The sequence below is a fragment of the Alteraurantiacibacter lauratis genome (assembly GCF_037154155.1).
GTDB lineage: Bacteria > Pseudomonadota > Alphaproteobacteria > Sphingomonadales > Sphingomonadaceae > Alteraurantiacibacter > Alteraurantiacibacter lauratis.
In genome coordinates, this window is sequence record NZ_JBANRN010000022.1 from 1 (window position 1) to 18,626 (window position 18,626).

An 18,626-nucleotide genomic window follows, 5' to 3' on the forward strand; every position below is an offset into this window, starting at 1 on the left:
AAAGCATCGAGTTCGAGCTCGGCCAGGACGGCCCGGCCAATGCCCGCCTGCAGCTGGTGGCGCAGGGCGAGGAGCGCTCCGCCACCACCGTCGATGCCGCGCCCGCCAGCTGGGCGCCGCGGCGCTTCGCCCAGGCGCGCGGCTTCGTGCGCCGCGGTGGGCAGCCGCTCGCCGGGGTCACCGGCGGCAGTCTCACCTTCTCCAACAGTCTCGAGCGTATCCGCACGATCCGCGATGACGGCAAGATCGATGCCGCCGATCCGACGCTGGCCACCGCCAGCGGCACGCTGGCGCTGCGCTTCGATGGGGCGACGCTCATGGGCGAGGCGAGCGATGGCGATCCGGTCGCGCTCGAATATGGCCTCACCATGCCCGAGGGCTATGCCCTGCGCTTCGAGCTGCCGCGGGTGTTCCTGCCGCGCAGCAAATACGCGATCAGCGGCCCCGGCGGGGTCGAGGCCCGCTACGAGTGGCGCGCCGCCTTCGACGAGGCCGAGGGCACCATGCTGCGCGCCCGCCTGCTCAACGATGTCGCCAGCTATGCGTAAGGAGGAGTGTTCCCGATGATCCGTCTCGATCTTGCCCGCGCGCCGTTCTGGCTCGATCTCGGCCATGGGGTGCGCCTGCTGGTCGCGCCGCTCACCACCGCGCTGATGGCCGCCGCGCGCAGCGATCCGCTGGTCGCCGGCCTTGGCGAGGGCGCTTCGAACGAGGCGCTTGCGGTGGCCATGGCCAAGGCGCTGGCGCGGCTCGCGGTGCGCGACTGGGAAGGGGTGGGCGATGCCGATGGCAATCCCCTGGCCGTGAGCGGCGATGGCCTCGATGCCCTGCTCGACCTCCTGCCCTTCTTCGAGGCCTTCCAGCTCGGCTATGTTGCGAAGGGCCTGCTGCTGGAGGAGGAAAAAAACGCCTCGCACGGCTCGCCGAGTGGCACTTCGGCGGAGGCGAGCGCTATTGCCGCGCCTGCAGCACCACCTGCGCCCAGTGCCCTGCCGTCCTGAACCGACCGCACACGCTCGAGGGCGCTCTGGTCTGGGATCTGGCGCAGCGCCTCGTCGGCCAGCTGCGCGCCGTGCCGGGCGCGGTCCTTGGCCTCGACCTCGCCGCCGCGCTCGCCATGGCCGAGGCGCTCGGCATCGATGCCCGCGCGGCGGCCGAGTTCCTGCCCGCGATCGAGGCGATGATGGTGCGCGGGATCAATGCGCAGATGGCCGCGGAGAGGGGCTGAGCAGACACCTATTGGGGGCGTTTGGCGAAGAATTGCACGTCATCGAGACCCTCGAAATGGGCATCGCAGGTCAGCAGGCGCGCGCCATGGATGCGCGCGCTTGCCAGCATGACGGCATCGGCGGTGGCCAGACGATGCTCGCGGCAAAGCTCGGCTGCCAGCAGCGCGATGTGGGTGTCGAGCGTCACGACCTGGCAGGTCTGGGTGAAGGCGATGGTGCGATCGGCCGCGTCCTCGTCAACCTCGCGGGTGAGCCATTTGGCAAGCTCGAGCTGGACCATGGTGGGAACCAGCCAGCGATCCGGCTCCGGCAGCAGCGGGGCAAGGCGCTTTCCCGTTGCCGAGCCGACCAGCCATTCGATCCAGGCCGAAGTATCGACCAGGATCATCAGGTCCTGTCCGCCCGGTCGCGGAAATCCTCGGTTCTGGCGCCCTTGGCCATGCCTTCGAGGTCCGCCTTGCTCGGCACCGGCATGAGCAGGATGCCCGAGCCCTTGGGAATGAAGGCAAACTTCAGCCCCGCCCGCCAGTGCTGGGCCGAGCGGATCGCCTTGGGGATGCTGATCTGGAACTTCGAGGAAAGGGTTGCGGTCTCGGCCATCGGCTTGCTCCTGATTGATCGATCAAAGGAACGTAAGAAAAGCATTCTGACAAGGCAAGGATATCCCGACCCATGGCTGACAAACGCGTCTCGGTTCGGCTTGCGGTGGTGGGCGGGCGCGAGGTGCGCGCGGAGCTGGCCGGGATCGGCGAGGCCGGCGAGCGCAGCACGCAGCGCCTTGCGCGGGGGATGGATGCGGCGGGCGAGCGCACGGCCGCGCTGCAGGCGCGCATCCGGATCGCGGCCGCCGCCATGGCCGCGGCCTTTGCCGCCGGTGTGGTGACCATGGTGCGCTCCGGCCTCGAGCTCATCGACAGCCAAGCCAAGCTTGCCCAATCGATCGGCACCACGGTGGCCAGTGTGCAGACGCTGCAATGGGCGGGCGAGCTGGCCGGCGTGTCGATGGGCGAGATCGAGCAGGCCACCTTCCAGCTCACCCGGCGCCTGAGCGAGGCGGCGGCCGGCAGCGGCGCAGCGGTGGGCGCCCTGCAGCGCCTGCGCCTTTCGGCCGCCGCGCTCCAGGCCCTGCCGGTCGATCGGCGCATCATCGCCATCCGCGAGGCGCTCGAGCGCTTCGTGCCGCCGGCCGAGCGGGCGGCGGTGGCGAGCGACCTGTTCGGCAACCGCGCCGCGCTGGCATTCATGCGGATCGATACGGCCACGCTCCAGCAGGCGACCCGCGACGTCGCCGACTTCGGCGTGGCGGTCTCCCAGAGCGATGCCGCGGCGATCGAGGAGGCGGGCGATGCCATCGCAAGGCTGCAGCTGGTCTGGCAGGGGCTGGTCAACCAGCTGACCGTGGCCGCCGCCCCGGTGCTCATCGCCATCGCCGATGGGCTGGCCGCGCTGGCGCGGCGCAGCGGCGTGGTGGGCCAGGCGATCGGGCTGCTGATCGACAATATCGGCCGGCTGGTGGCGACCGGGCTTGTCCTGGCCGCCTTCATGGCCGGGCGCTGGGTGGCGAGCCTGGCGGCGGCCGCGCTCGCGACCGGCAGCCTTGCCACCGGGCTGGTGGTGCTGCGCGGCGCGCTGGCGCGCACGGGCATCGGCCTCGTGATCGTGGCGGCGGGCGAGCTGGTCTACCAGTTCTCCCGGCTCGTGCAGGGCGCGGGCAGCTTCGGCGAGGCCCTGGCGCTGCTCGGCGATCTCGCGCGCGAGGTGTGGGAGCGCATGGGCCTCCTCGCTGAGGTGGCCGGAGAGCGGATCGCCGCGGTCTGGCACGCGATCCGCGCCGCGGTGCTCGAGGCGCTCGATGGCGCGGTGCGCGGCGTGGTGGCCTTCGCCAACCGCACGGTCAACCTGTTCGAGGCCGCGCTGACTGCCGCGATTGCGATCTGGCAGCGCCTGCCGCAGGCGCTCGGCGATCTGGCGGTGCGCGCCGCCAATGCCCTGATCGGGGCGCTCGAGCGGATGCTGAACGCCGCCGTGCGCGGCATCAACCGCCTGCTCGCGGCGGCCAATGCCGGGCTCGACCTGTTGGGTTCCGAGCGGCGCATCGCGCTGGTGCCCGAGATCGACCTGCCGCGGATCGACAACCGCTTCGCCGGGGCCGCGGCGCGGGCCGGCAGTGCCGCAAGGCGCGCCTTTGCCGAGGCCTTCGCCGACGATCCCTTCGCCATGCCCGAAGGAATGGGGCGCATGGCGGGCGAGGCGCGAGAGCAAAGCGATGCGGCCTTTGCCCGCGCCGATGCCCTGCGCGCGCAGGCGCTCGCGCCGCTCGCCGCGCTCGAGGCGCTGGGCGAGGCGATGCAGCAGGCCGACCGCAGGATCGGCGAGGCTGGCGAGGCCGCCGCCATGCTCGACGAGCGCCTCGAGGCGATCGGTGGCGGCGGCAATGCGGCTGCGGCCGGGGGCGGCAACGGCGGATCGGCTGGCCGAGAGCCCGGCGGCGGCGCCGAGGGTTCGGCCGAGCGCGCGGGGCGTGCTTCGCGCGAGGCCGGAGAGGTGATCACGCAGGCGGCCGAGCAGGCCGCGCGCGGCTGGGCGGCGGTACGCGAGGAACTGGCGCGCTATGCCGAGGAGGCGGCCAACTGGGGCAAGGGGCTGGGCCAGGCGCTGACCGGCGCCCTGCGCTCGGCCGAGGATGCCTTCGCCCGCTTCGTGACCACCGGCAAGCTCGACTTTCGCGGGCTGATCGACTCGATCCTTGCCGATCTCGCCCGGCTGGTGTTCCGCCAGGCGGTGACCGAGCCGCTCGCGCGCATGTTCTCGCAAGGGCTGGATCTTGGCAACCTCTTCGGCTCGCTGTTCGGTTCGATCTTCCATGCCGGCGGGGTGGTGGGCGCGCCCGCGCCGATGCGGCGGGTGCCCGCGCTTGCCTTCGCTGCCGCGCCGCGGCTCCATGGCGGCGGGGTGGCCGGGCTCGGCCCGCACGAGGTGCCCGCGATCCTCGAGCGCGGCGAGGTGGTGCTCACCCGCCGCCAGGCCGCCAAGCTCGCCGGGCAGCTCTCCGAGCGGGCCGCAGCGGGCGATGTGGTGATCAACTTCAACGGGCCGGTGAGCAATCGCGAGGAGGTGCGCCGCTCAGCCGCGCAGGCCGGCGCCCGCCTCGCGCGCATGCTCAGCGAGGGGCGGCGGGGGGTCTGAGGCTCGGTCAAGGCAAGACGGACCAGGGATTTACGAGGTTCACACCGGTATCCTCGAAATGCCTGACGTTACGCGTCGCCAGCATGGTCTTGCGCGCCAGCGCGATGCCGGCGATCTGCACGTCACGGATTTCGATCGGCTTTCCTTGCTGACGCCTGCGCGCGGCGAGGCGGGCAGCGGCATCGGCTGCACCCTCGTCGAAGGGAAGAACCCGTCCCTCGAGGTCGGAAGCCAGAACCAGGTCGAAGGCTTCCTCAAGCGAACGGCGCCTGCGGCTCTCGCTCAGAAGCTCGATGCCGAAGCGGATTTCGAAGGCCGTGATGGTCGAGGTCCAGATCGAGCCGGATGGCAAGCTGTCGAGCCAGGCAATGATCGCCGGATCCGGTTCGTCGCGCATCAGAGCCGAGACGACGTTGGTATCGAGCAGGATCATCAGTCGAACACGGCTGGCTGTGCCATCTCACCGCGCAGCTCGGGAATGTCCTGCTTGAGTCCCAGGCCGGCAAAGCGGGCGGCGATGCGCGAACCGAGCGGGATGTCGGGCACATCCTCCTCAAGTGCCGCACGCCGCAGGATGCAGCGCACTTCCTCTTCCGTGCTGCGGCCATGGCGCCGGGCCCGTTTCTGCAGCCGCCGTTTGACCTCTTCATCGAGATTGCGAACCACCAGTTGAGCCATCGCATGCCTCCTTTTGATATCATGATATCGAATATGACGATGCGCGCCAAGCCCTCTCGAGTCAGTCGGGAGAACCGAGCCCAATGACCGACTTCGACGACGTGCTCTTTCCCATCGGCATCTCCATCGGCTCGAGTGCGGGGCCGGAGTTCTCGACCGAGGTGACAGAGGTGGCATCGGGCTTCGAGCAGCGCAACCGCAACTGGGCCGGGGCGCGGCGGCGCTTCAACGTGGCGCCGGGGGTGCGCACCCTTGCCGATCACGAGGCGCTGCTCGCCTTCTTCCATGCCCGGGCCGGGCGGGCGCGGGGCTTTCGCTTGCGCGACTGGTCCGACTGGAAGTCGTGCAGCGTTCGTGCCGCGCCTTCGCCCACCGACCAGCTGCTCGGCACCGGCGACGGGGCGCGGCAGTTCTTCCAGCTGATCAAGACCTATGGCAGCGGGCCGAGCGCGCATATTCGCCGCATCACCCGCCCCGTGGCGGGCAGCGTGCGCGTGGCGCTGGGCGGGATCGAGCAGGCCTCCGGGTTCACGGTCGCGCACGACACCGGTCTTGTCATCTTCGACAGTCCCGTGCCGGCCGGCGTGGCGGTGAGCGCGGGCTTTGCCTTCGACGTGCCGGCGCGCTTCGATACCGACCGGCTCGAGGCGAGCGCGCCGGTGCCCGGGGTGATGCGCTTCGACGAGATCCCGATCGTGGAGATCCGCGAATGAGCCGCCTCGTCACCTGGCCGCGCCGCGCCGAGGCCGATGCCACGATCCGCCGCTTCGAGCCGGCATACTGGACGGTCGACTTTCCGCTGCCGATGATGGCGAGCGTCATCACCACCGGGCCGGATGCGCTGCGAGTGCGCGCGGTGTTCCGCACCAACCGCGACCTTGCCGGCCTGATCTGGCACACCGAGGACCGGGCGGACCACGGCCTGTTCGCCTACCACCGCGCGCGGGACTGCCGCGGCTGCGTGCTGGAGTTCGACTGGTTCTCCTCTGGCATCCGGCCAATGGACCGGCTGCAATCGGTCTCGCTCACGGTCGAGACATACCGCAATGGCACCCACTACGTGCGGCTGTGGAACTATGCCACCAGCGGCACGCCCGATGCCTGCCACATCCGCATGGTGCTCGACGAGACCACGCGCGGCGGCTTCTACGCCGATGCGCCAGTGCCCTGGCACGATGTGAAGCGCCTGTTCATCTCGCTGCAGCCGCTCGCCGCCGGGCGGGGCGACTGCGCGCTCGCCGCCCCGGCGGCACCGGGGACCAGCACGATCACGCTCAACGTCGGCGATGGCGGACCGATCGCCCCGGGCGCGCGGGTCTATATCCTCGGCTCGCATCCCGATGTCCCGGCCTATACCGTCACTTCCGCCACCAGCGGGCCGGTGCAGACCCTCGCCATCACCCCGCCGCTGGTGACCGGCGGCGGCACCCCGATCCCGGCCGGGGCCGAGGCCTTCGTCGAGACCGCCGAGCCCGAGCCGCTCGGCGAGGCGCAGGCCGAGGTGAGCCTCACCAACATCACCGTCTCCGGCCCCAACAGCACCCTGCCGCTGCGCAGCGCCCCGCTTGACGCGCACGACCTGAGGATGGCCGATGGCTTCGACAACGCCTATCCCTTCACCCCTGAGCGGCTGGCGCGCCAGGTCCACGCGCTGGGCTATCGCGGGCCTTACGTGCTCTACATGGGCATCTCCAAGTTCCACGCGCTCGTCTGGGATGCGGGGGAACAGCGCCACGTGGTCGATGCGGGCGCCTATCCGCTCAACGCGCCGACGGTGCAGTGGCTTGCCGACTTCCTCGCGCGCCTGCACGCCCTGGGCTACACGGTGATCGTCTCGGTCTCCTTCGAGATCCTCGCCCGCTTCATGCCCTCGGCCTGGGCGCAGCGCGCGCATGACGGCACCATGGCCACGACCGGCTGGGAGCCGCCCTCGAGCCTGATCGCGCCGACCCATCCGCAGGCGCTGGCCTGGCTGCGCGCGGTGTTCCTCGCGGTGCTGGACCTGCTGCCGGAAGGCGCGCCGCGCCACTTCCAGATCGGCGAGCCGTGGTGGTGGGACGGCAGCTTCGGCAATCACGCCCCGCACATCTACGATGCCACCACCGAGGCGGCCTACACCGCGGCGACCGGCCAGGCGGTGCCGACGCCGCGGCTCGCCACCATCTTCGGCCAGCCCGCCGCGCAGCATCTGCCCTATCTCGCCTGGTGCCGCGACCAGCTGGGCGTCGCCACCCGCTGGCTGGTCGAGGCGGTGCGCGGGGCCGGGGCCGCAGAGCGCATGCCCCAGATCGAGCGGCGCTTTCGCGGCGGGGCCGATGCCTGGGACAGCCCCGGCGCGGGCGCGATCGAGACGCAGGCATATTTCGGCCGGGGCGGCAGCAACGGGAGCGAGGGGCGCAGCCACCTGCTGGTCTTCACCCCGCAGATCCTGCGCGAGGATGCGCCGATGCTGCGCACGCTCAACTTCCCCGAGGCCGACTGGCAGCATCCCGCCTTCGACGTGCTGCAGATCGAGGATTATGACTGGATCGCCGAGGCGCGGCACGATCTTGCCCGTCTGACCTGGCTGCTCGCCACCCGGGTGCTCGGCTATCCCAAGGAGCAGATCCACTACTTCGCCGGGTTCACCTTGAGGCCCGAGACCACCTGGATCTGGCACGAGACCGACCGGGCGATCTGGCGCGCCTTCCGCGAGGGGCCGGCCGAGGTGTTCGTCTGGAGCCGCGAGCAGGTGATGCGCGACGGCTGGACCTTCGACCGGCGCGACTGGAAGCTGTGGGGCGGCCTCACCCACCTTGCCCAGTGCTGGCGGATCGAACGCACCGACGGGGTGGTGCTGGGGTTCACCTCGCACGACCGGCCGCTGGTGGTGGACGGGCTCGCCTACCAGCCCGCCAATGCCTTCTCGGCCAGCCAGATCGCCTCGGCCGCCGACATGTCGGTGGGCGATGTCGAGCTGCTGGGCGCGCTCGATGCCGAGGCGATCACCGCCGCGGACCTGCTCGCCGGGGTCTATGACCATGCCGCGGTCGAGCTGTTCGTGATCGACTGGAGCGCGCCCGATCTGCCGCGCACCATCGTGCGGCGCGGGCGGATCGGCACGGTGAGCGCGGCGGGCGGCTCCTTCCGCGCCGAGCTGCGCGGGCTCGCCCAGGCGATCCAGCAGCCGGTGATCGACAGCTACAGCCCCGAATGCCGGGTCGATCTCTATTCGCCCCAATGCGGGGTGAGCCGCGCCGCCCATGCCGCAAGCGCCGTCGTCACCGCGCTCACCGATGGCAGCCTCGGCGCGGTGAGCGACAACCGGGTGTTCCAGGCTTCCGGCCTCGGCAAGCCCGACGGCTGGGCCGACTATGGCGAGCTCGTCTGGACGAGCGGCGCCAATGCCGGACGGCGCTGCGAGGTGCGCAGCCAGGTGGGCGGGCGGATCGAGCTGTGGGAGCCGATGGGGCGCGACATCGCCGTGGGCGATGGCTTCATCCTCCATGCCGGCTGCGACAAGGCGCTGGCCACCTGCCGCGACAAGTTCGCCAACGTGCTCAACTTCCGCGGTGAGCCGCACGTGCCGGGGCAGGATGCGATGCTGCGCTATCCCGATCCGCGCGGCTGAGCGCGGTCTTCGACCCTCTTTCCAGCCAAGCCTCATCACCTTGCGCCCCGCCGGGCTGGCGGCGGGGCGCCGATGGAGACTGCCATGATCCGCTATCTCGTCAATCGCATGCGCGAACCCTCGACCTGGGCGGGGTTCGCCGGCCTCGCGCTCGCGCTCGGGATCTCCGAGGCCGAGTGGCAGGTCTGGTCCGCCGCGGCCGCCGCGCTCGCCAGCCTCGCTGCCATGCTGCTGTGGGAGCGCCCCGGGGCCGACCGGGGCGAGGCGGGCGAGCCGTGAGCCCGTGGCGCAGCCTGCTGCCGATGGGCGCCGGCCTCATCCTGCTGGCGCTGGCCGCGCTCGTGCTCTGGCAGTTCGGGGCGGCGCGCAAGGCCGAAGGCGAGGCCCGCGCCGCGGCCGAAGCGGCGGCGCGCTGGCAGGCCGCGCTCGAGGCGCAGACCCGGCAGATCACTGCGCTCGAGGCTGCTGCAGCAGCGCGGGCGAGCGCGGCGAGCACCGCCCATGCCCTCACCCGCGAGAAGCTGCAGCCGATCATCATCCACTCGCTCGAGGAGGCCCGCACCCATGAGACCACCCCTGCCGGCGCTGTGCTGTGCCTTGATGCTGGGCGCGTGCAGTCCATCGAGGCCAGCGCCGCTGCCCTTGGCCTGGAAGGTGCCGCCGCCCCCGGCGGTGGCGCTGCAGCCCTGCACGCGCACCCCGCTCCCGACCGGCCCTGACGGCACGCTCACCGCCGCCGGGGCCGAGCGCGCGCTGCGCCAGCGCGACATCGACCTTGCCCTGTGCGAGGCCCGCCGCCGCGCCGCAATCGCGGCCTGGCCCGATGTGACCCCCGACCCTGCGCCCTGAACCCGAGGACCCCAGCCATGCCGATCACCACCCGTGACCAGCTGATCGATGCGCTTGCCAACGGCGCCAGTCGCATCGTCATCGACAAGGGCTCCATCGCCCTCGGCTCCGGCTCTGCCGGTCAATATGCCTCGCTGTGGCGCGCGACCGGCACGCCGGGGCAGGGCGCCATCCCCGGTGCGGCCGAGGTCTGCACCGGGGCCCTCGTCGGCGCCTTGCCCTTTGCCAACCAGGCCGCGCCGCGCCGCAGCTATCTCGCCTGGCTCTGGGCGGTCTCGAGCGCCAGCGCCACGACGCTGGAGATCCACGACCGGCTGGCGCACATGGGCGGGCTCAACCTCTCGGTGACGAGCGCGCAAACGGTTGGCGTGGATGTCCAGACGCTCGGCGTCGCAGCGGACCGGATCGGCCGCGCGGACTTCTCCGACCTGCAGTGGTGGTACGAGATCTACAGCCCCGGCGGCGCGACCGCGGCCAACGCCACCTTCACCGTCACCTTCGATGACGGCTCGACCGGCACCCTCAACCCGCTCGCCGTGGGCGGCAGTCTGGCGGCCGGGCGCCTCTTCAGCCTCGACGGCCTGCGCACCGCCGCCCAGCAGGGGCGCAACATCCGCGGGGTGAGCAGCGTCACGCTCTCGGCCTCGACCGGGGCGGCGGGCAGTGCCGGGATCACCGTCACCCGCCCGCGCACCGCTCTGCCCATGCCGCTGGCGAACTTCTCCAACGTCGCCGACTGGGCCCAGCTCGGCCTGCCCGACATCCCCAACGATGCCTGCCTGTTCCCGGTGATCATCCCCAGCAGCACGAGCACCGGCACGCTGCGCGGCGGGGGCAAGATCGTCCATGGCTGAGCCTGCCGCCCGCGTCACCGGCGCCGCGGTGGTGGCCGCCGCGCGGCGCTGGCTCGGCACCCCCTTCTGCCACCAGGGGCGGCGGCGCGGGGTGGGGGTCGACTGCGTCGGCCTCGTCATCGCCGTGGCGCATGAGCTCGGCCTCTCCGACTTCGACATCACCGGCTATGCCCGCCGGCCCGACAGCGACCTGCTCGCCCGCCTCGCGCACGAACTGATGCAGCCCATCGATCCGGCCGCCGCCCGGCCCGGCGACGTGCTGCTGATCGCCATCGAGGGCCGCGCGCAGCATCTCGCGATCCGCTCCGACCTTGCCGGCGATCCGGCGATCATCCACGCCCATGCGCCCCGGCGCCGGGTGGTCGAGCACCGCATCGACGCGGACTGGGCGCAGCGCATCCTTGCCGCCTTCCGCCTGCCGGGAGTGGCGCAGGAGGAGGCGGACTGATGGCCTCGCTCGTCCTCTCCGCGGTCGGCACCGCGATCGGCGGGCCGCTGGGCGGCACGATCGGCGGCCTCATCGGCTCGGCGCTCGACCGCACCCTGTTCGCCCCCACGGTGAGCGCCGAGGGCCCGCGTCTTGCCGATCTGGCGGTGCAGGCCTCGAGCTACGGCCAGCCCATCCCGCGGCTGTGGGGGACGGGCCGCATCGCCGGCAATCTCATCTGGTCGACCGGCCTCATCGAGACCAGGACCACCACGAAGCAGGGCGGCAAGGGCGGCGGGGCGAAGACCACCACCACCACCTACAGCTACCATGTCGACTGCGCGATCGCGCTGTGCCGCGGGCCCATCGCGGGCGTGCGGCGCATCTGGGCCGACGGCAAGCTGTTCCGCGATGCCGACGGGGTGCAGCGCCACGCCGAGGCGCTGCGCGTCTACCCCGGCAGCGAGGACCAGATGCCCGATCCCGCCATGCAGGCAGCCCTCGGTGCGGCGGGCTGCCCGGCGCACCGCGGTCTTGCCTATGTGGTGTTCGAGCGCCTCGAGCTTGCCGACTTCGGCAACCGCATCCCCAACTTCACCTTCGAGGTCGAGGCGCAGGCCTCGGCCACGGTGGCGAGCGTGATCGAGGAGCTGTGCAGCCTCGCCGGCGTGCCCTTCCTCGATGCCGCGCGCACCGGGCGCATCGACCTTGCCGGCTATGCCGTGGCGCGCCCGGCGAGCATCCGCCAGGTGCTCGAGCCGCTGCGCAGCGCCTTCTTCTTCGATGCCGCCGAGATCGAGGGCGCGCTCGCCTTCTTCCCCGCCGATGGCACGCCGGTCGCGCGGGTGCCCGCCGGCGAACTCGGCGCCCACCCCTTCGGCAGCGAGCCGCCGCCGCTCGAGCTCCGGCGCACGGCGGAGGCCGAACTGCCGCGCCAGATCACCGTGCAGCACCTCGATCCCGCGCGCGACTACCAGGTGAACGCGCAGCGCGCCCGCCGCTCGACCAGCCCCAGCACCGCCGATCTCTCGGTCGACCTGCCGCTGGTGCTCGAGGCCTCCGAGGCCAAGGCGATCGCCGAGCGCATGGTCTGGCTCCAGTGGCTCGGGCGCGACACGGTCACCTGCCAGCTGCCGATCGCCTATCTCCACGTCGAGCCGGGCGACAAGCTGGTGGTGCTGGATGGCGAGGGCCGCGCGCGCACCTTGCGGGTCACCCGGCGCGAGCTGCGCCTGCCGGGCAGCCTGCTGGTCGAGGCGGTGACCGACGGCGCCGCCGCGCTCTCGCGCATCGCCAGCGCCGCGCCGGCCCCGGTGCCGCCGCAGGAAGTGCTGCTGCCCGGGGTGACCACCGCCCACCTCCTCGATCTGCCGCTGCTGCGCGAGGAGGACGACGGGCCGCACCTGCTGCTCGCCGCGGCCGGGGCCTCGGCCGGCTGGCGCGGCGCGGTGCTCGAGCGATCGGCCGATGGCGGCGCCACCTGGGAGCGGCTCGCCGACCTCACCGAGGCAGCCGTGCTCGGCACCGCGCTCGACGTCCTGCCACCGGCCTCGCCCCATGTCTGGGACCGGGCAAGCAGCCTCACCGTCAGCCTCCTCGATCCGTCCGACACGCTCGAGAGCGTGAGCGAGGCGGCGGTGCTCTCCGGCGCCAATGCCTGCCTCGTCGGCGGGGAGGTGATCCAGTTCCGCGATGCCGAACTGGTCGCGCCGGGCACCTGGCGTCTTGCCACCCTGCTGCGCGGGCGGCGCGGCACCGGTGATGCGATCGGCGCCCATGGCCCAGGCGAGCGCTTCGTGCTGCTCACTGGCTCCGCCGGGAACGCCCGGCTCGCCCTGCCGCTGGCCGAGCGCGGGGCGCTGCGCCAATGGCGCGCGGTCTCGCTCGGCACCCGGGCCGAGGATGCGCCGACCATCAGCCTTGCCTGGCAGGCGCGCGCGCTGATCCCGCTTGCTCCCGTCCATGCGCGAGGTGAGCGCAACGGCGCGGGCGATCTGGCGATCCGCTGGATCCGCCGCACCCGCTGGCCCGCGCCCTGGAGCGACCATGTCGATGCCCCGCTCGGCGAGGCGGGCGAGGCATATCAGATCGACATCATGGCAGGCAGCAGCGTCAGGCGCACCATCGCCACCACCCAGCCGCAGGCGCTCTACCCGGCTGCGGACCAGATCGCCGACTTCGGCACCGTGCAACCTGCCGTGACCTGCCGCATCCACCAGCTGAGCGAGCGGGTGGGGCGCGGCGCAGCCCTGGAGGTGACCCTGTGACGACCACTCCCAACCTTGCCTTGCCCTTCATCGATGCCGCCCAGGCGCAGAAGGAGGTGACCCACAACGAGGCGCTGATCCTGCTCGATGCCCTGGTGCAGGGGCGGGTCAAGGGCCGCCACCTCTCCGCCCCGCCGGCCGCGCCCGCCGAGGGCGAGGCGTGGATCGTCGGGCCCGGCGCCACCGGTGCGTGGACGGGTCAGAGCGGCCGGATCGCACTGTGGCAATCGGGCTGGCGCTTCCTCGTGCCGCGCGCGGGCTGGCGGCTGTGGGACGAGCAGGCCCAGCGGCTCGTGACCTTCTCCGGCAGCGCCTGGGGCGACCTGCCGGCCGAGGCGATGCAGATCCCGACGCTGGCCCTCGGCTGGATCGGCTACGGATCGGGCTATGCCTCACCCCGCTACTGGCGCGATGCCCATGGGCGGGTGAGCATCGAGGGGCTGATGCAGGCCGGGAGCGACGGCACCGTGTTCACTTTGCTTGCCGGCTATCGCCCACCTGCGCGGCTGATGTTCGCCTGCTGGTCGGGCGGCGGCGCCTACCGGGTCGATGTGACGCCCGCGGGCGAGGTGATCCTCCAGGGATCGAATGCCGTGTTCAGCTCGCTTGCCGGCATCACCTTCCTCGCTGCCGGCTGATCGCATGAAAGGAGGAGCATCATGGAGCCATCGCTCATCCTCGAGCTTGCCACCCGCTTCGGGCCGGCCGGCCTCATCATCGGCTGGCTGGTGTGGGAGCGCATGACCACCGCCAGGGAGCGGCTTGCCTATGACCGCGAGCGGCTCGAGGCCGACCGCCAGCTCGCCGCCTCGCTCGCCGCGCTCACCGCCGTCATCCAGGAAAGGCTGGGCCGATGAGCCGCGAAAGCCTTGCCGCCGTCCGGCTGCGCCGCGCCGCCGCCTGCGCGCTCGCCGAGGCCTGCCGCGCGCTGCTGGCGATGCCGGGCGAGGGGGTGGTGCATCCACGGCGGAGCAGGGCATCAGCCTGCGTCGTCACCCGGCGCCGCAAGCGGCCAGCCGGCGCGTTGCATTAAAGGAGATTCGCCATGCCTTTTGTGCTCGGCGCGGCCTCGCGCCGCGAGCTTGATGGAGTGCACCCGCGTCTCGTGGCGGTAGTAGAGCGCGCGATGACGATCACCACGCAGGATTTCACCGTGCACGATGGCCTCCGCACCGAGGCCCAGCAGCGCGAGCTGGTCGCGCGCGGCGCCTCGCGCACGATGCGCTCCAAACATTTGCGCCAAGCCGATGGCTGGGGCCATGCGGTGGACCTCGTGCCGTGGATCGGCGGGCGGGCGCGCTGGGAGTGGCCGCCGATCCATGCGGTGGCGGTGGCCGTCCGACGGGCCGCAATCGAGCTGGACGTGGCGCTGCGCTGGGGCGGGGTCTGGGACCGCGAGCTGGCCGACCTGCCAGGCGATGCCACCGGGCTCGCACGGGCAGTCGAGGCCTACGCAGCCCGCCGCCGCGCAGCGGGAAAGAGCGCCTTCCTCGACGGACCGCACTACGAGCTGGTCGCAGGTGGTTGATTTCACCTTGCATCTGGGTCGATTTGTGCCATCGTGACGCAATGATTCCCAGCACAAATCTCTCGGAATTCGCCCGGCTGCGCACGAGCGCCGGTGTCTCGGTGGATCAGCTCTCCGAGCTGACAGGTTTCTCGAAGCGGACCATTTACCGATGGGAGAATGGCGAGGCGCCGCCGCGCCGGGCTGCGGTGGCCCTGCTTGAGACCCTTTCGCGCAAGGATTCGCGCGACCAGCGGAAATCCCGGCCTGTCTTCCGGTTCATCGATCTCTTCGCGGGCATTGGCGGACTGCGCAGAGGCTTCGAGCCGCTTGGTGGCCAGTGTGTCTTCACCAGCGAATGGGATCGGCATTCCCAGCTGACCTATCTGGCGAACTATTCCTGCGACCATGAGGTGGCCGGCGACATCACCCGGATCGATGCTGCCGACATTCCGGAGCACGACCTGCTGCTTGCCGGCTTTCCCTGCCAGCCCTTCTCGATCGCCGGCGTGTCCAAGAAGAATGCCCTCGGGCGGGCGCACGGCTTCCGCTGCGAGGCGCAGGGCACCCTCTTTTTCGATGTGGCGAGGATCATCGAGCACCACCGCCCGCGCGCATTCGTGCTGGAGAATGTCAAGAACCTCGTCAACCACGATCGTGGGCGAACTTTCGAGGTGATTCGGCGCACGCTCGAGGACGAGCTCGGCTACCATATTCATGCGAGGGTGATCGATGCGCGATCATGGGTGCCGCAGCATCGCGAGCGCATCTTCATCGTCGGCTTCCGCGAGCCGAACGGGTTCACGTTCGAAGACCTGCCGGTGCCTGATCCTGTCAATGGTCCGCGGCTTGGCGACATCCTGCACCCCGAGGACGGCAGCGAGTCACCGGAGTCCCCCTACACCACCGGAAACATCGGACGCGTGGCCGACAAGTATGTCCTGACCGATCACCTCTGGCGCTATTTGCAGGACTATGCGGCAAGGCACCGCGCGGCCGGCAACGGGTTCGGCTTCGGCCTCGTCGGGCCCGACGATGTCGCACGGACGCTGTCTGCGCGTTACTACAAGGATGGCTCGGAAATCCTCGTCCGGCGAACCGCGGGAAATCCCCGCCGTCTCACACCGCGCGAATGCGCGAGGCTGATGGGATTTGACCGGCCCGGGGAGAGCCGCTTTGTCATCCCGGTGTCCGACACACAGGCATATCGCCAGTTCGGCAATGCTGTCGTGGTCCCGGTCGTCGAGGCCGTCGCGCGGCACGTGGTCCCGTGGCTGGACATCAGCGATCTGCCCGCGGACCTGCGGCAGGGGGTGCTGCCCATTGCGGTCTGATGTTGTCGATCCCGCAACCAGAAGCCGGATGATGGCCGGCATCCGTTCCGCGGACACTGCGCCTGAGCGCACAATCCGGAAGGGCCTGCACAGGCTCGGATTCCGTTTCCGCCTGCATCGACGTGACCTTCCCGGACGCCCGGACATTGTTCTTCCCCGCTGGAGGGCGGTGATCCTCGCGCACGGGTGCTTCTGGCACGGTCACGACTGCGGCCTGTTCCGATGGCCGCGCACTCGCGCGGATTTCTGGCGAACAAAGATCGAGGGAAACCGGGCGCGCGACGCCCGCGACCGCAAGGCCTTGCTCGAACGCGGCTGGCGTGTCCTGACTGTGTGGGAATGCGCCCTGAAGGGCAGGCTCGCACAAGGACCGGAAGCGGTGGTGGCACAGGCGGCCGCCTGGCTTCTCGGCGGGGCGTCCGAAGGTGAGATCAGGGGGACGATCCATGGCGCTGGCTGATCTCACGGACTGGCTCGATGAGTTTTTGAAACCCGGGCGCATCATCTTCGCCAAGCGCCTCTCGGGCAATGACACCCTGGCAAACGGTTCCCACCAGGCGGGCCCTTACATCCCGAAGGAGTTCCTGTTCCGGGTCATTCCTGCCATCAACCGGACGGACATCCTGAACCCCGACGCCTGGTTCGACCTCGCGATCGACAGCCATCCAGACTTTAGGAAGGTGCGGGCGATCTACTACAATAACCGGTTCCACGGGAAGCCCAAGGGCGGGCGGAACGAGGCAAGACTTACCAACTTCGGCGGCGCCGCCTCGCCCCTTCTGGATCCGGACAGCACCGGAGCTGTCGCGCTGTTCTCGTTCCGCAGGGTCGAGGCTGGTGAACAGCCCGGGTGCCATGTCTGGATCGCCCGCCATGCCACCGAGGAGGACCTGATCGAGGACCGGATCGGCCCGGTTGAGCCGGGCCGCTATGTCGTGTGGACCGCTGATGTTGTCCAGCCAGACCTGTTCCGTGTTCCGGAGCGCCCTTCTTGCTGGCTCGCCGATGACGAGATCCCCGAGGGGTGGAAGACGTCATTCCCGCCCGGCACCGAGATCGTCCGCAAGGCGGTCGAGCTTCGGCCCTGTGATGGTCTTGAACCAGACGCTCGGCTGCTCCGGCGCCTCGCATGTGAGTATGAAATTTTCCAGAGTGTCGAGCACGCCATCGAGCTTCCGGCGATTCTCAGGGGCTTCGAGAGCCTCGATGCCTTTCTGAAGCGCGCGCAGACCATCCTGCAGCGACGCAAGGCCCGCGCCGGCCGCTCGCTTGAGCTTCAGACCCGCGAGATCCTGATCGAGGAGCGGCTGATCGAGGGAACCCATTTCTCTCACCAGCCGGAGTCCGATCCCGGCAAGCGTCCTGACTTCCTCTTTCCCTCGCAGGCAGCCTACCAGAACCCGGGCTTCCCGGATTCCAGGCTGCGCATGCTCGCCGTGAAGACAACCTGCCGTGACCGCTGGCGGCAGGTGCTCAACGAGGCCGACCGGATCCGCAGGAAGCACCTCCTTACGCTGCAGGAAGGGGTCTCCGAGGGCCAGTTCCGCGAGATGCACGAGTCCGGTGTCCAGCTGGTCGTTCCGTCGGGTATCATCCGCGCCTATCCCGATGCAGTGCAGCCACACCTGCAGACGCTGGAGAGTTTCATCGGCGACGTTCGGCTCCTCTAAGAGGCCGTTTCGAAAGGGGTTGAGCGGCTGAGGTTCCTGTGATTCCGGGGGGTTTGCAGACGACCCGGAGAACTTGATGTGGACCCCAGCCACCCGCGCGCAGCATACGCGTGTTTCGAAGCGTTACCAGACGGATTTGAGCGATGCCGAGTGGGCGTTGATCGCGGCATTTGTCCCCGAGGCGCGCACGACGGGGCGGCGAGGGCAATGGCCGATGCGCGAAATCGTGAACGCAATCTTCTATGTGCTGCGCGGCGGGATTGCATGGCGGCTACTGCCCAAGGACTTCCCGCCGTGGCAGACGGTCTACCGCTGGTTTGCCCGGTTTCGTGACGAATGCCTGTTCGAGCGGATCAACCACGCGCTGGTCGCGCTCGACCGCGAGCGAGCCGGAAGGGACGCCTCGCCAAGCGCAGCCATCATCGACAGTCAGAGCGTCAAGACCACCCAGAGCGGTGGGCCGCGCGGCTACGATGCTGGCAAGAAGATCAAAGGTCGCAAGCGTCATGCTCTGGTCGATACTGACGGCAGGCCGCTGCTTGTCGAGCCGCACACCGCCGATGTCCAGGATCGTGATGGCGGCGGCGCGTTGCTGCAAATCTCGCGCGGCCTCTTCCCGTTCATTGAGAAGGTCTGGGCCGATGGCGGCTATAACCATCACCGTGTCACCGAGGCGACCAGCATCACCGTCGAAATCGTCAGCAAGATCGCCGGGCAGTCCGGCTTTGTCGTCCTGCCTCGGCGCTGGGTGATCGAGCGGTTCTTCGCTTGGATCAATCGAAACCAGCGTCTGGCCAAGGACGTGGAAGCCACCCTCAAATCCGCCGCAGCCTTCCTCTACGCCGCCGCCGCCATGCTCATGATCCGCCGATTGGCTCGGTCAGCGTGAGTTTCGAAACCGACTCATAGAAAGGCAGATTCGTATCGTTGAAGGGTATGCTAGGCTTCGTGGACAAAGGGTATCCAGAGTTTGATTGAGGCCAGTGCGACGAAGCCGAGGTATGATTCTTTGGTT

24 protein-coding genes are annotated in these 18,626 nt (G+C 70.2%); 20 read left to right on the forward strand and 4 right to left on the reverse strand.

The window, feature by feature from the left end; genetic code table 11:
* The 3 genes from WFP39_RS14750 to WFP39_RS14760 form a co-directional block, all read left to right on the forward strand.
* Positions 1 to 548 (forward strand): phage tail tube protein (locus WFP39_RS14750; protein WP_336920621.1); only part of this gene is annotated, 548 nt, incomplete at its 5' end.
* 15 nt (positions 549 to 563) lie between these two features.
* Entirely contained in the window at positions 564 to 1,001 is a 438-nt protein-coding gene (locus tag WFP39_RS14755; RefSeq protein ID WP_188236034.1) for a hypothetical protein, read from the forward strand.
* Between the two features lie 71 nt (positions 1,002 to 1,072).
* Positions 1,073 to 1,228: a DUF7697 family protein gene (locus tag WFP39_RS14760; RefSeq protein WP_223181244.1), complete on the forward strand. Its 156-nt coding sequence runs from the start codon at positions 1,073 to 1,075 to the stop codon at positions 1,226 to 1,228.
* Positions 1,229 to 1,236: 8 nt separating this feature from the next.
* Here WFP39_RS14760 and WFP39_RS14765 read toward each other — a convergent pair whose 3' ends face one another.
* Together WFP39_RS14765 and WFP39_RS14770 are read right to left on the reverse strand one after the other, a co-directional pair.
* On the reverse strand, positions 1,237 to 1,617 hold the full coding sequence (locus WFP39_RS14765; RefSeq protein ID WP_188236033.1) for a type II toxin-antitoxin system VapC family toxin: 381 nt from the start codon (positions 1,615 to 1,617) through the stop codon (positions 1,237 to 1,239).
* Positions 1,617 to 1,829, reverse strand: a complete 213-nt coding sequence (locus WFP39_RS14770; RefSeq protein WP_188236032.1) for an AbrB/MazE/SpoVT family DNA-binding domain-containing protein — start codon at positions 1,827 to 1,829, stop codon at positions 1,617 to 1,619. The genes WFP39_RS14765 and WFP39_RS14770 overlap by 1 nt, the downstream gene beginning before the upstream one ends.
* Before the next feature lie 72 nt (positions 1,830 to 1,901).
* Here WFP39_RS14770 and WFP39_RS14775 point away from each other — a divergent pair, with 72 nt between their 5' ends.
* Positions 1,902 to 4,415, forward strand: a complete 2,514-nt coding sequence (locus tag WFP39_RS14775; protein ID WP_336920622.1) for a phage tail tape measure C-terminal domain-containing protein — start codon at positions 1,902 to 1,904, stop codon at positions 4,413 to 4,415.
* Positions 4,416 to 4,422: 7 nt separating this feature from the next.
* Here WFP39_RS14775 and WFP39_RS14780 read toward each other — a convergent pair whose 3' ends face one another.
* The gene (locus WFP39_RS14780) at positions 4,423 to 4,848 is read right to left on the reverse strand and encodes a type II toxin-antitoxin system VapC family toxin (protein ID WP_188236030.1); all 426 of its coding nucleotides are present in this window, start codon (positions 4,846 to 4,848) and stop codon (positions 4,423 to 4,425) included.
* The gene (locus WFP39_RS14785) at positions 4,848 to 5,093 is read right to left on the reverse strand and encodes a FitA-like ribbon-helix-helix domain-containing protein (protein ID WP_188236029.1); all 246 of its coding nucleotides are present in this window, start codon (positions 5,091 to 5,093) and stop codon (positions 4,848 to 4,850) included. The genes WFP39_RS14780 and WFP39_RS14785 overlap by 1 nt, the downstream gene beginning before the upstream one ends.
* 83 nt (positions 5,094 to 5,176) lie before the next feature.
* On the opposite strand from WFP39_RS14785, the gene WFP39_RS14790 reads away from it, so the two are divergent.
* The 16 genes from WFP39_RS14790 to WFP39_RS14865 all read left to right on the forward strand — a co-directional run bounded on the left by WFP39_RS14790 (position 5,177) and on the right by WFP39_RS14865 (position 18,500).
* Complete coding sequence (locus tag WFP39_RS14790; RefSeq protein WP_086620089.1) at positions 5,177 to 5,806, forward strand: DUF2460 domain-containing protein; 630 nt, start codon at positions 5,177 to 5,179, stop codon at positions 5,804 to 5,806.
* Positions 5,803 to 8,703: a non-contractile tail sheath protein gene (locus WFP39_RS14795; protein WP_188236028.1), complete on the forward strand. Its 2,901-nt coding sequence runs from the start codon at positions 5,803 to 5,805 to the stop codon at positions 8,701 to 8,703. Before WFP39_RS14790 ends, WFP39_RS14795 begins: the two co-directional genes overlap by 4 nt.
* Before the next feature lie 84 nt (positions 8,704 to 8,787).
* Positions 8,788 to 8,982: a hypothetical protein gene (locus WFP39_RS14800; protein WP_188236027.1), complete on the forward strand. Its 195-nt coding sequence runs from the start codon at positions 8,788 to 8,790 to the stop codon at positions 8,980 to 8,982.
* Positions 8,979 to 9,422, forward strand: coding sequence for a hypothetical protein (locus WFP39_RS14805; RefSeq protein ID WP_188236026.1), 444 nt, complete (start codon positions 8,979 to 8,981; stop codon positions 9,420 to 9,422). The genes WFP39_RS14800 and WFP39_RS14805 overlap by 4 nt, the downstream gene beginning before the upstream one ends.
* Entirely contained in the window at positions 9,376 to 9,552 is a 177-nt protein-coding gene (locus tag WFP39_RS14810) for a hypothetical protein (protein ID WP_188236025.1), read from the forward strand. Before WFP39_RS14805 ends, WFP39_RS14810 begins: the two co-directional genes overlap by 47 nt.
* A gap of 17 nt (positions 9,553 to 9,569) precedes the next feature.
* Positions 9,570 to 10,406, forward strand: coding sequence for a hypothetical protein (locus WFP39_RS14815; protein ID WP_188236024.1), 837 nt, complete (start codon positions 9,570 to 9,572; stop codon positions 10,404 to 10,406).
* The gene (locus WFP39_RS14820; protein ID WP_188236023.1) at positions 10,399 to 10,854 is read left to right on the forward strand and encodes a C40 family peptidase; all 456 of its coding nucleotides are present in this window, start codon (positions 10,399 to 10,401) and stop codon (positions 10,852 to 10,854) included. The genes WFP39_RS14815 and WFP39_RS14820 overlap by 8 nt, the downstream gene beginning before the upstream one ends.
* On the forward strand, positions 10,854 to 13,100 hold the full coding sequence (locus WFP39_RS14825; protein WP_336920623.1) for a phage tail protein: 2,247 nt from the start codon (positions 10,854 to 10,856) through the stop codon (positions 13,098 to 13,100). Before WFP39_RS14820 ends, WFP39_RS14825 begins: the two co-directional genes overlap by 1 nt.
* A complete protein-coding gene (locus tag WFP39_RS14830) occupies positions 13,097 to 13,738 on the forward strand; it encodes a DUF2793 domain-containing protein (protein WP_188236021.1) in 642 nt (213 codons plus the stop codon). The genes WFP39_RS14825 and WFP39_RS14830 overlap by 4 nt, the downstream gene beginning before the upstream one ends.
* A gap of 21 nt (positions 13,739 to 13,759) precedes the next feature.
* Positions 13,760 to 13,957, forward strand: a complete 198-nt coding sequence (locus tag WFP39_RS14835; protein WP_086620099.1) for a hypothetical protein — start codon at positions 13,760 to 13,762, stop codon at positions 13,955 to 13,957.
* On the forward strand, positions 13,954 to 14,133 hold the full coding sequence (locus WFP39_RS14840; RefSeq protein WP_336920624.1) for a hypothetical protein: 180 nt from the start codon (positions 13,954 to 13,956) through the stop codon (positions 14,131 to 14,133). Before WFP39_RS14835 ends, WFP39_RS14840 begins: the two co-directional genes overlap by 4 nt.
* A 72-nt stretch (positions 14,134 to 14,205) precedes the next feature.
* Positions 14,206 to 14,628: a M15 family metallopeptidase domain-containing protein gene (locus WFP39_RS14845; RefSeq protein ID WP_336920625.1), complete on the forward strand. Its 423-nt coding sequence runs from the start codon at positions 14,206 to 14,208 to the stop codon at positions 14,626 to 14,628.
* Between the two features lie 41 nt (positions 14,629 to 14,669).
* Positions 14,670 to 15,941 (forward strand): DNA (cytosine-5-)-methyltransferase, encoded by a 1,272-nt coding sequence (gene dcm, locus WFP39_RS14850; protein WP_336920626.1) that lies wholly within the window; start codon positions 14,670 to 14,672, stop codon positions 15,939 to 15,941.
* Between the two features lie 28 nt (positions 15,942 to 15,969).
* Entirely contained in the window at positions 15,970 to 16,401 is a 432-nt protein-coding gene (locus tag WFP39_RS14855; protein ID WP_336920627.1) for a very short patch repair endonuclease, read from the forward strand.
* Positions 16,388 to 17,611 (forward strand): type II restriction endonuclease, encoded by a 1,224-nt coding sequence (locus WFP39_RS14860; protein ID WP_336920628.1) that lies wholly within the window; start codon positions 16,388 to 16,390, stop codon positions 17,609 to 17,611. The genes WFP39_RS14855 and WFP39_RS14860 overlap by 14 nt, the downstream gene beginning before the upstream one ends.
* Before the next feature lie 76 nt (positions 17,612 to 17,687).
* The gene (locus tag WFP39_RS14865; RefSeq protein WP_336920629.1) at positions 17,688 to 18,500 is read left to right on the forward strand and encodes an IS5 family transposase; all 813 of its coding nucleotides are present in this window, start codon (positions 17,688 to 17,690) and stop codon (positions 18,498 to 18,500) included.
* The last annotated feature ends 126 nt before the right edge of the window (positions 18,501 to 18,626 follow it).

Bases quoted from the DNA above. Each gene is read 5' to 3' on its own strand.
- WFP39_RS14785 (WP_188236029.1), bottom strand. From the start codon at position 5,093: ATGGCTCAACTGGTGGTTCGCAATCTCGATGAAGAGGTCAAACGGCGG.
- WFP39_RS14765 (WP_188236033.1), bottom strand. From the start codon at position 1,617: ATGATCCTGGTCGATACTTCGGCCTGGATCGAATGGCTGGTCGGCTCG.
- WFP39_RS14770 (WP_188236032.1), bottom strand. From the start codon at position 1,829: ATGGCCGAGACCGCAACCCTTTCCTCGAAGTTCCAGATCAGCATCCCC.
- WFP39_RS14855 (WP_336920627.1), top strand. From the start codon at position 15,970: ATGATGGCCGGCATCCGTTCCGCGGACACTGCGCCTGAGCGCACAATC.
- WFP39_RS14775 (WP_336920622.1), top strand. From the start codon at position 1,902: ATGGCTGACAAACGCGTCTCGGTTCGGCTTGCGGTGGTGGGCGGGCGC.
- WFP39_RS14755 (WP_188236034.1), top strand. From the start codon at position 564: ATGATCCGTCTCGATCTTGCCCGCGCGCCGTTCTGGCTCGATCTCGGC.
- dcm (WP_336920626.1), top strand. From the start codon at position 14,670: ATGATTCCCAGCACAAATCTCTCGGAATTCGCCCGGCTGCGCACGAGC.
- WFP39_RS14835 (WP_086620099.1), top strand. From the start codon at position 13,760: ATGGAGCCATCGCTCATCCTCGAGCTTGCCACCCGCTTCGGGCCGGCC.
- WFP39_RS14815 (WP_188236024.1), top strand. From the start codon at position 9,570: ATGCCGATCACCACCCGTGACCAGCTGATCGATGCGCTTGCCAACGGC.
- WFP39_RS14860 (WP_336920628.1), top strand. From the start codon at position 16,388: ATGGCGCTGGCTGATCTCACGGACTGGCTCGATGAGTTTTTGAAACCC.
- WFP39_RS14865 (WP_336920629.1), top strand. From the start codon at position 17,688: ATGTGGACCCCAGCCACCCGCGCGCAGCATACGCGTGTTTCGAAGCGT.
- WFP39_RS14820 (WP_188236023.1), top strand. From the start codon at position 10,399: ATGGCTGAGCCTGCCGCCCGCGTCACCGGCGCCGCGGTGGTGGCCGCC.
- WFP39_RS14780 (WP_188236030.1), bottom strand. From the start codon at position 4,848: ATGATCCTGCTCGATACCAACGTCGTCTCGGCTCTGATGCGCGACGAA.
- WFP39_RS14800 (WP_188236027.1), top strand. From the start codon at position 8,788: ATGATCCGCTATCTCGTCAATCGCATGCGCGAACCCTCGACCTGGGCG.
- WFP39_RS14790 (WP_086620089.1), top strand. From the start codon at position 5,177: ATGACCGACTTCGACGACGTGCTCTTTCCCATCGGCATCTCCATCGGC.
- WFP39_RS14840 (WP_336920624.1), top strand. From the start codon at position 13,954: ATGAGCCGCGAAAGCCTTGCCGCCGTCCGGCTGCGCCGCGCCGCCGCC.
- WFP39_RS14825 (WP_336920623.1), top strand. From the start codon at position 10,854: ATGGCCTCGCTCGTCCTCTCCGCGGTCGGCACCGCGATCGGCGGGCCG.
- WFP39_RS14795 (WP_188236028.1), top strand. From the start codon at position 5,803: ATGAGCCGCCTCGTCACCTGGCCGCGCCGCGCCGAGGCCGATGCCACG.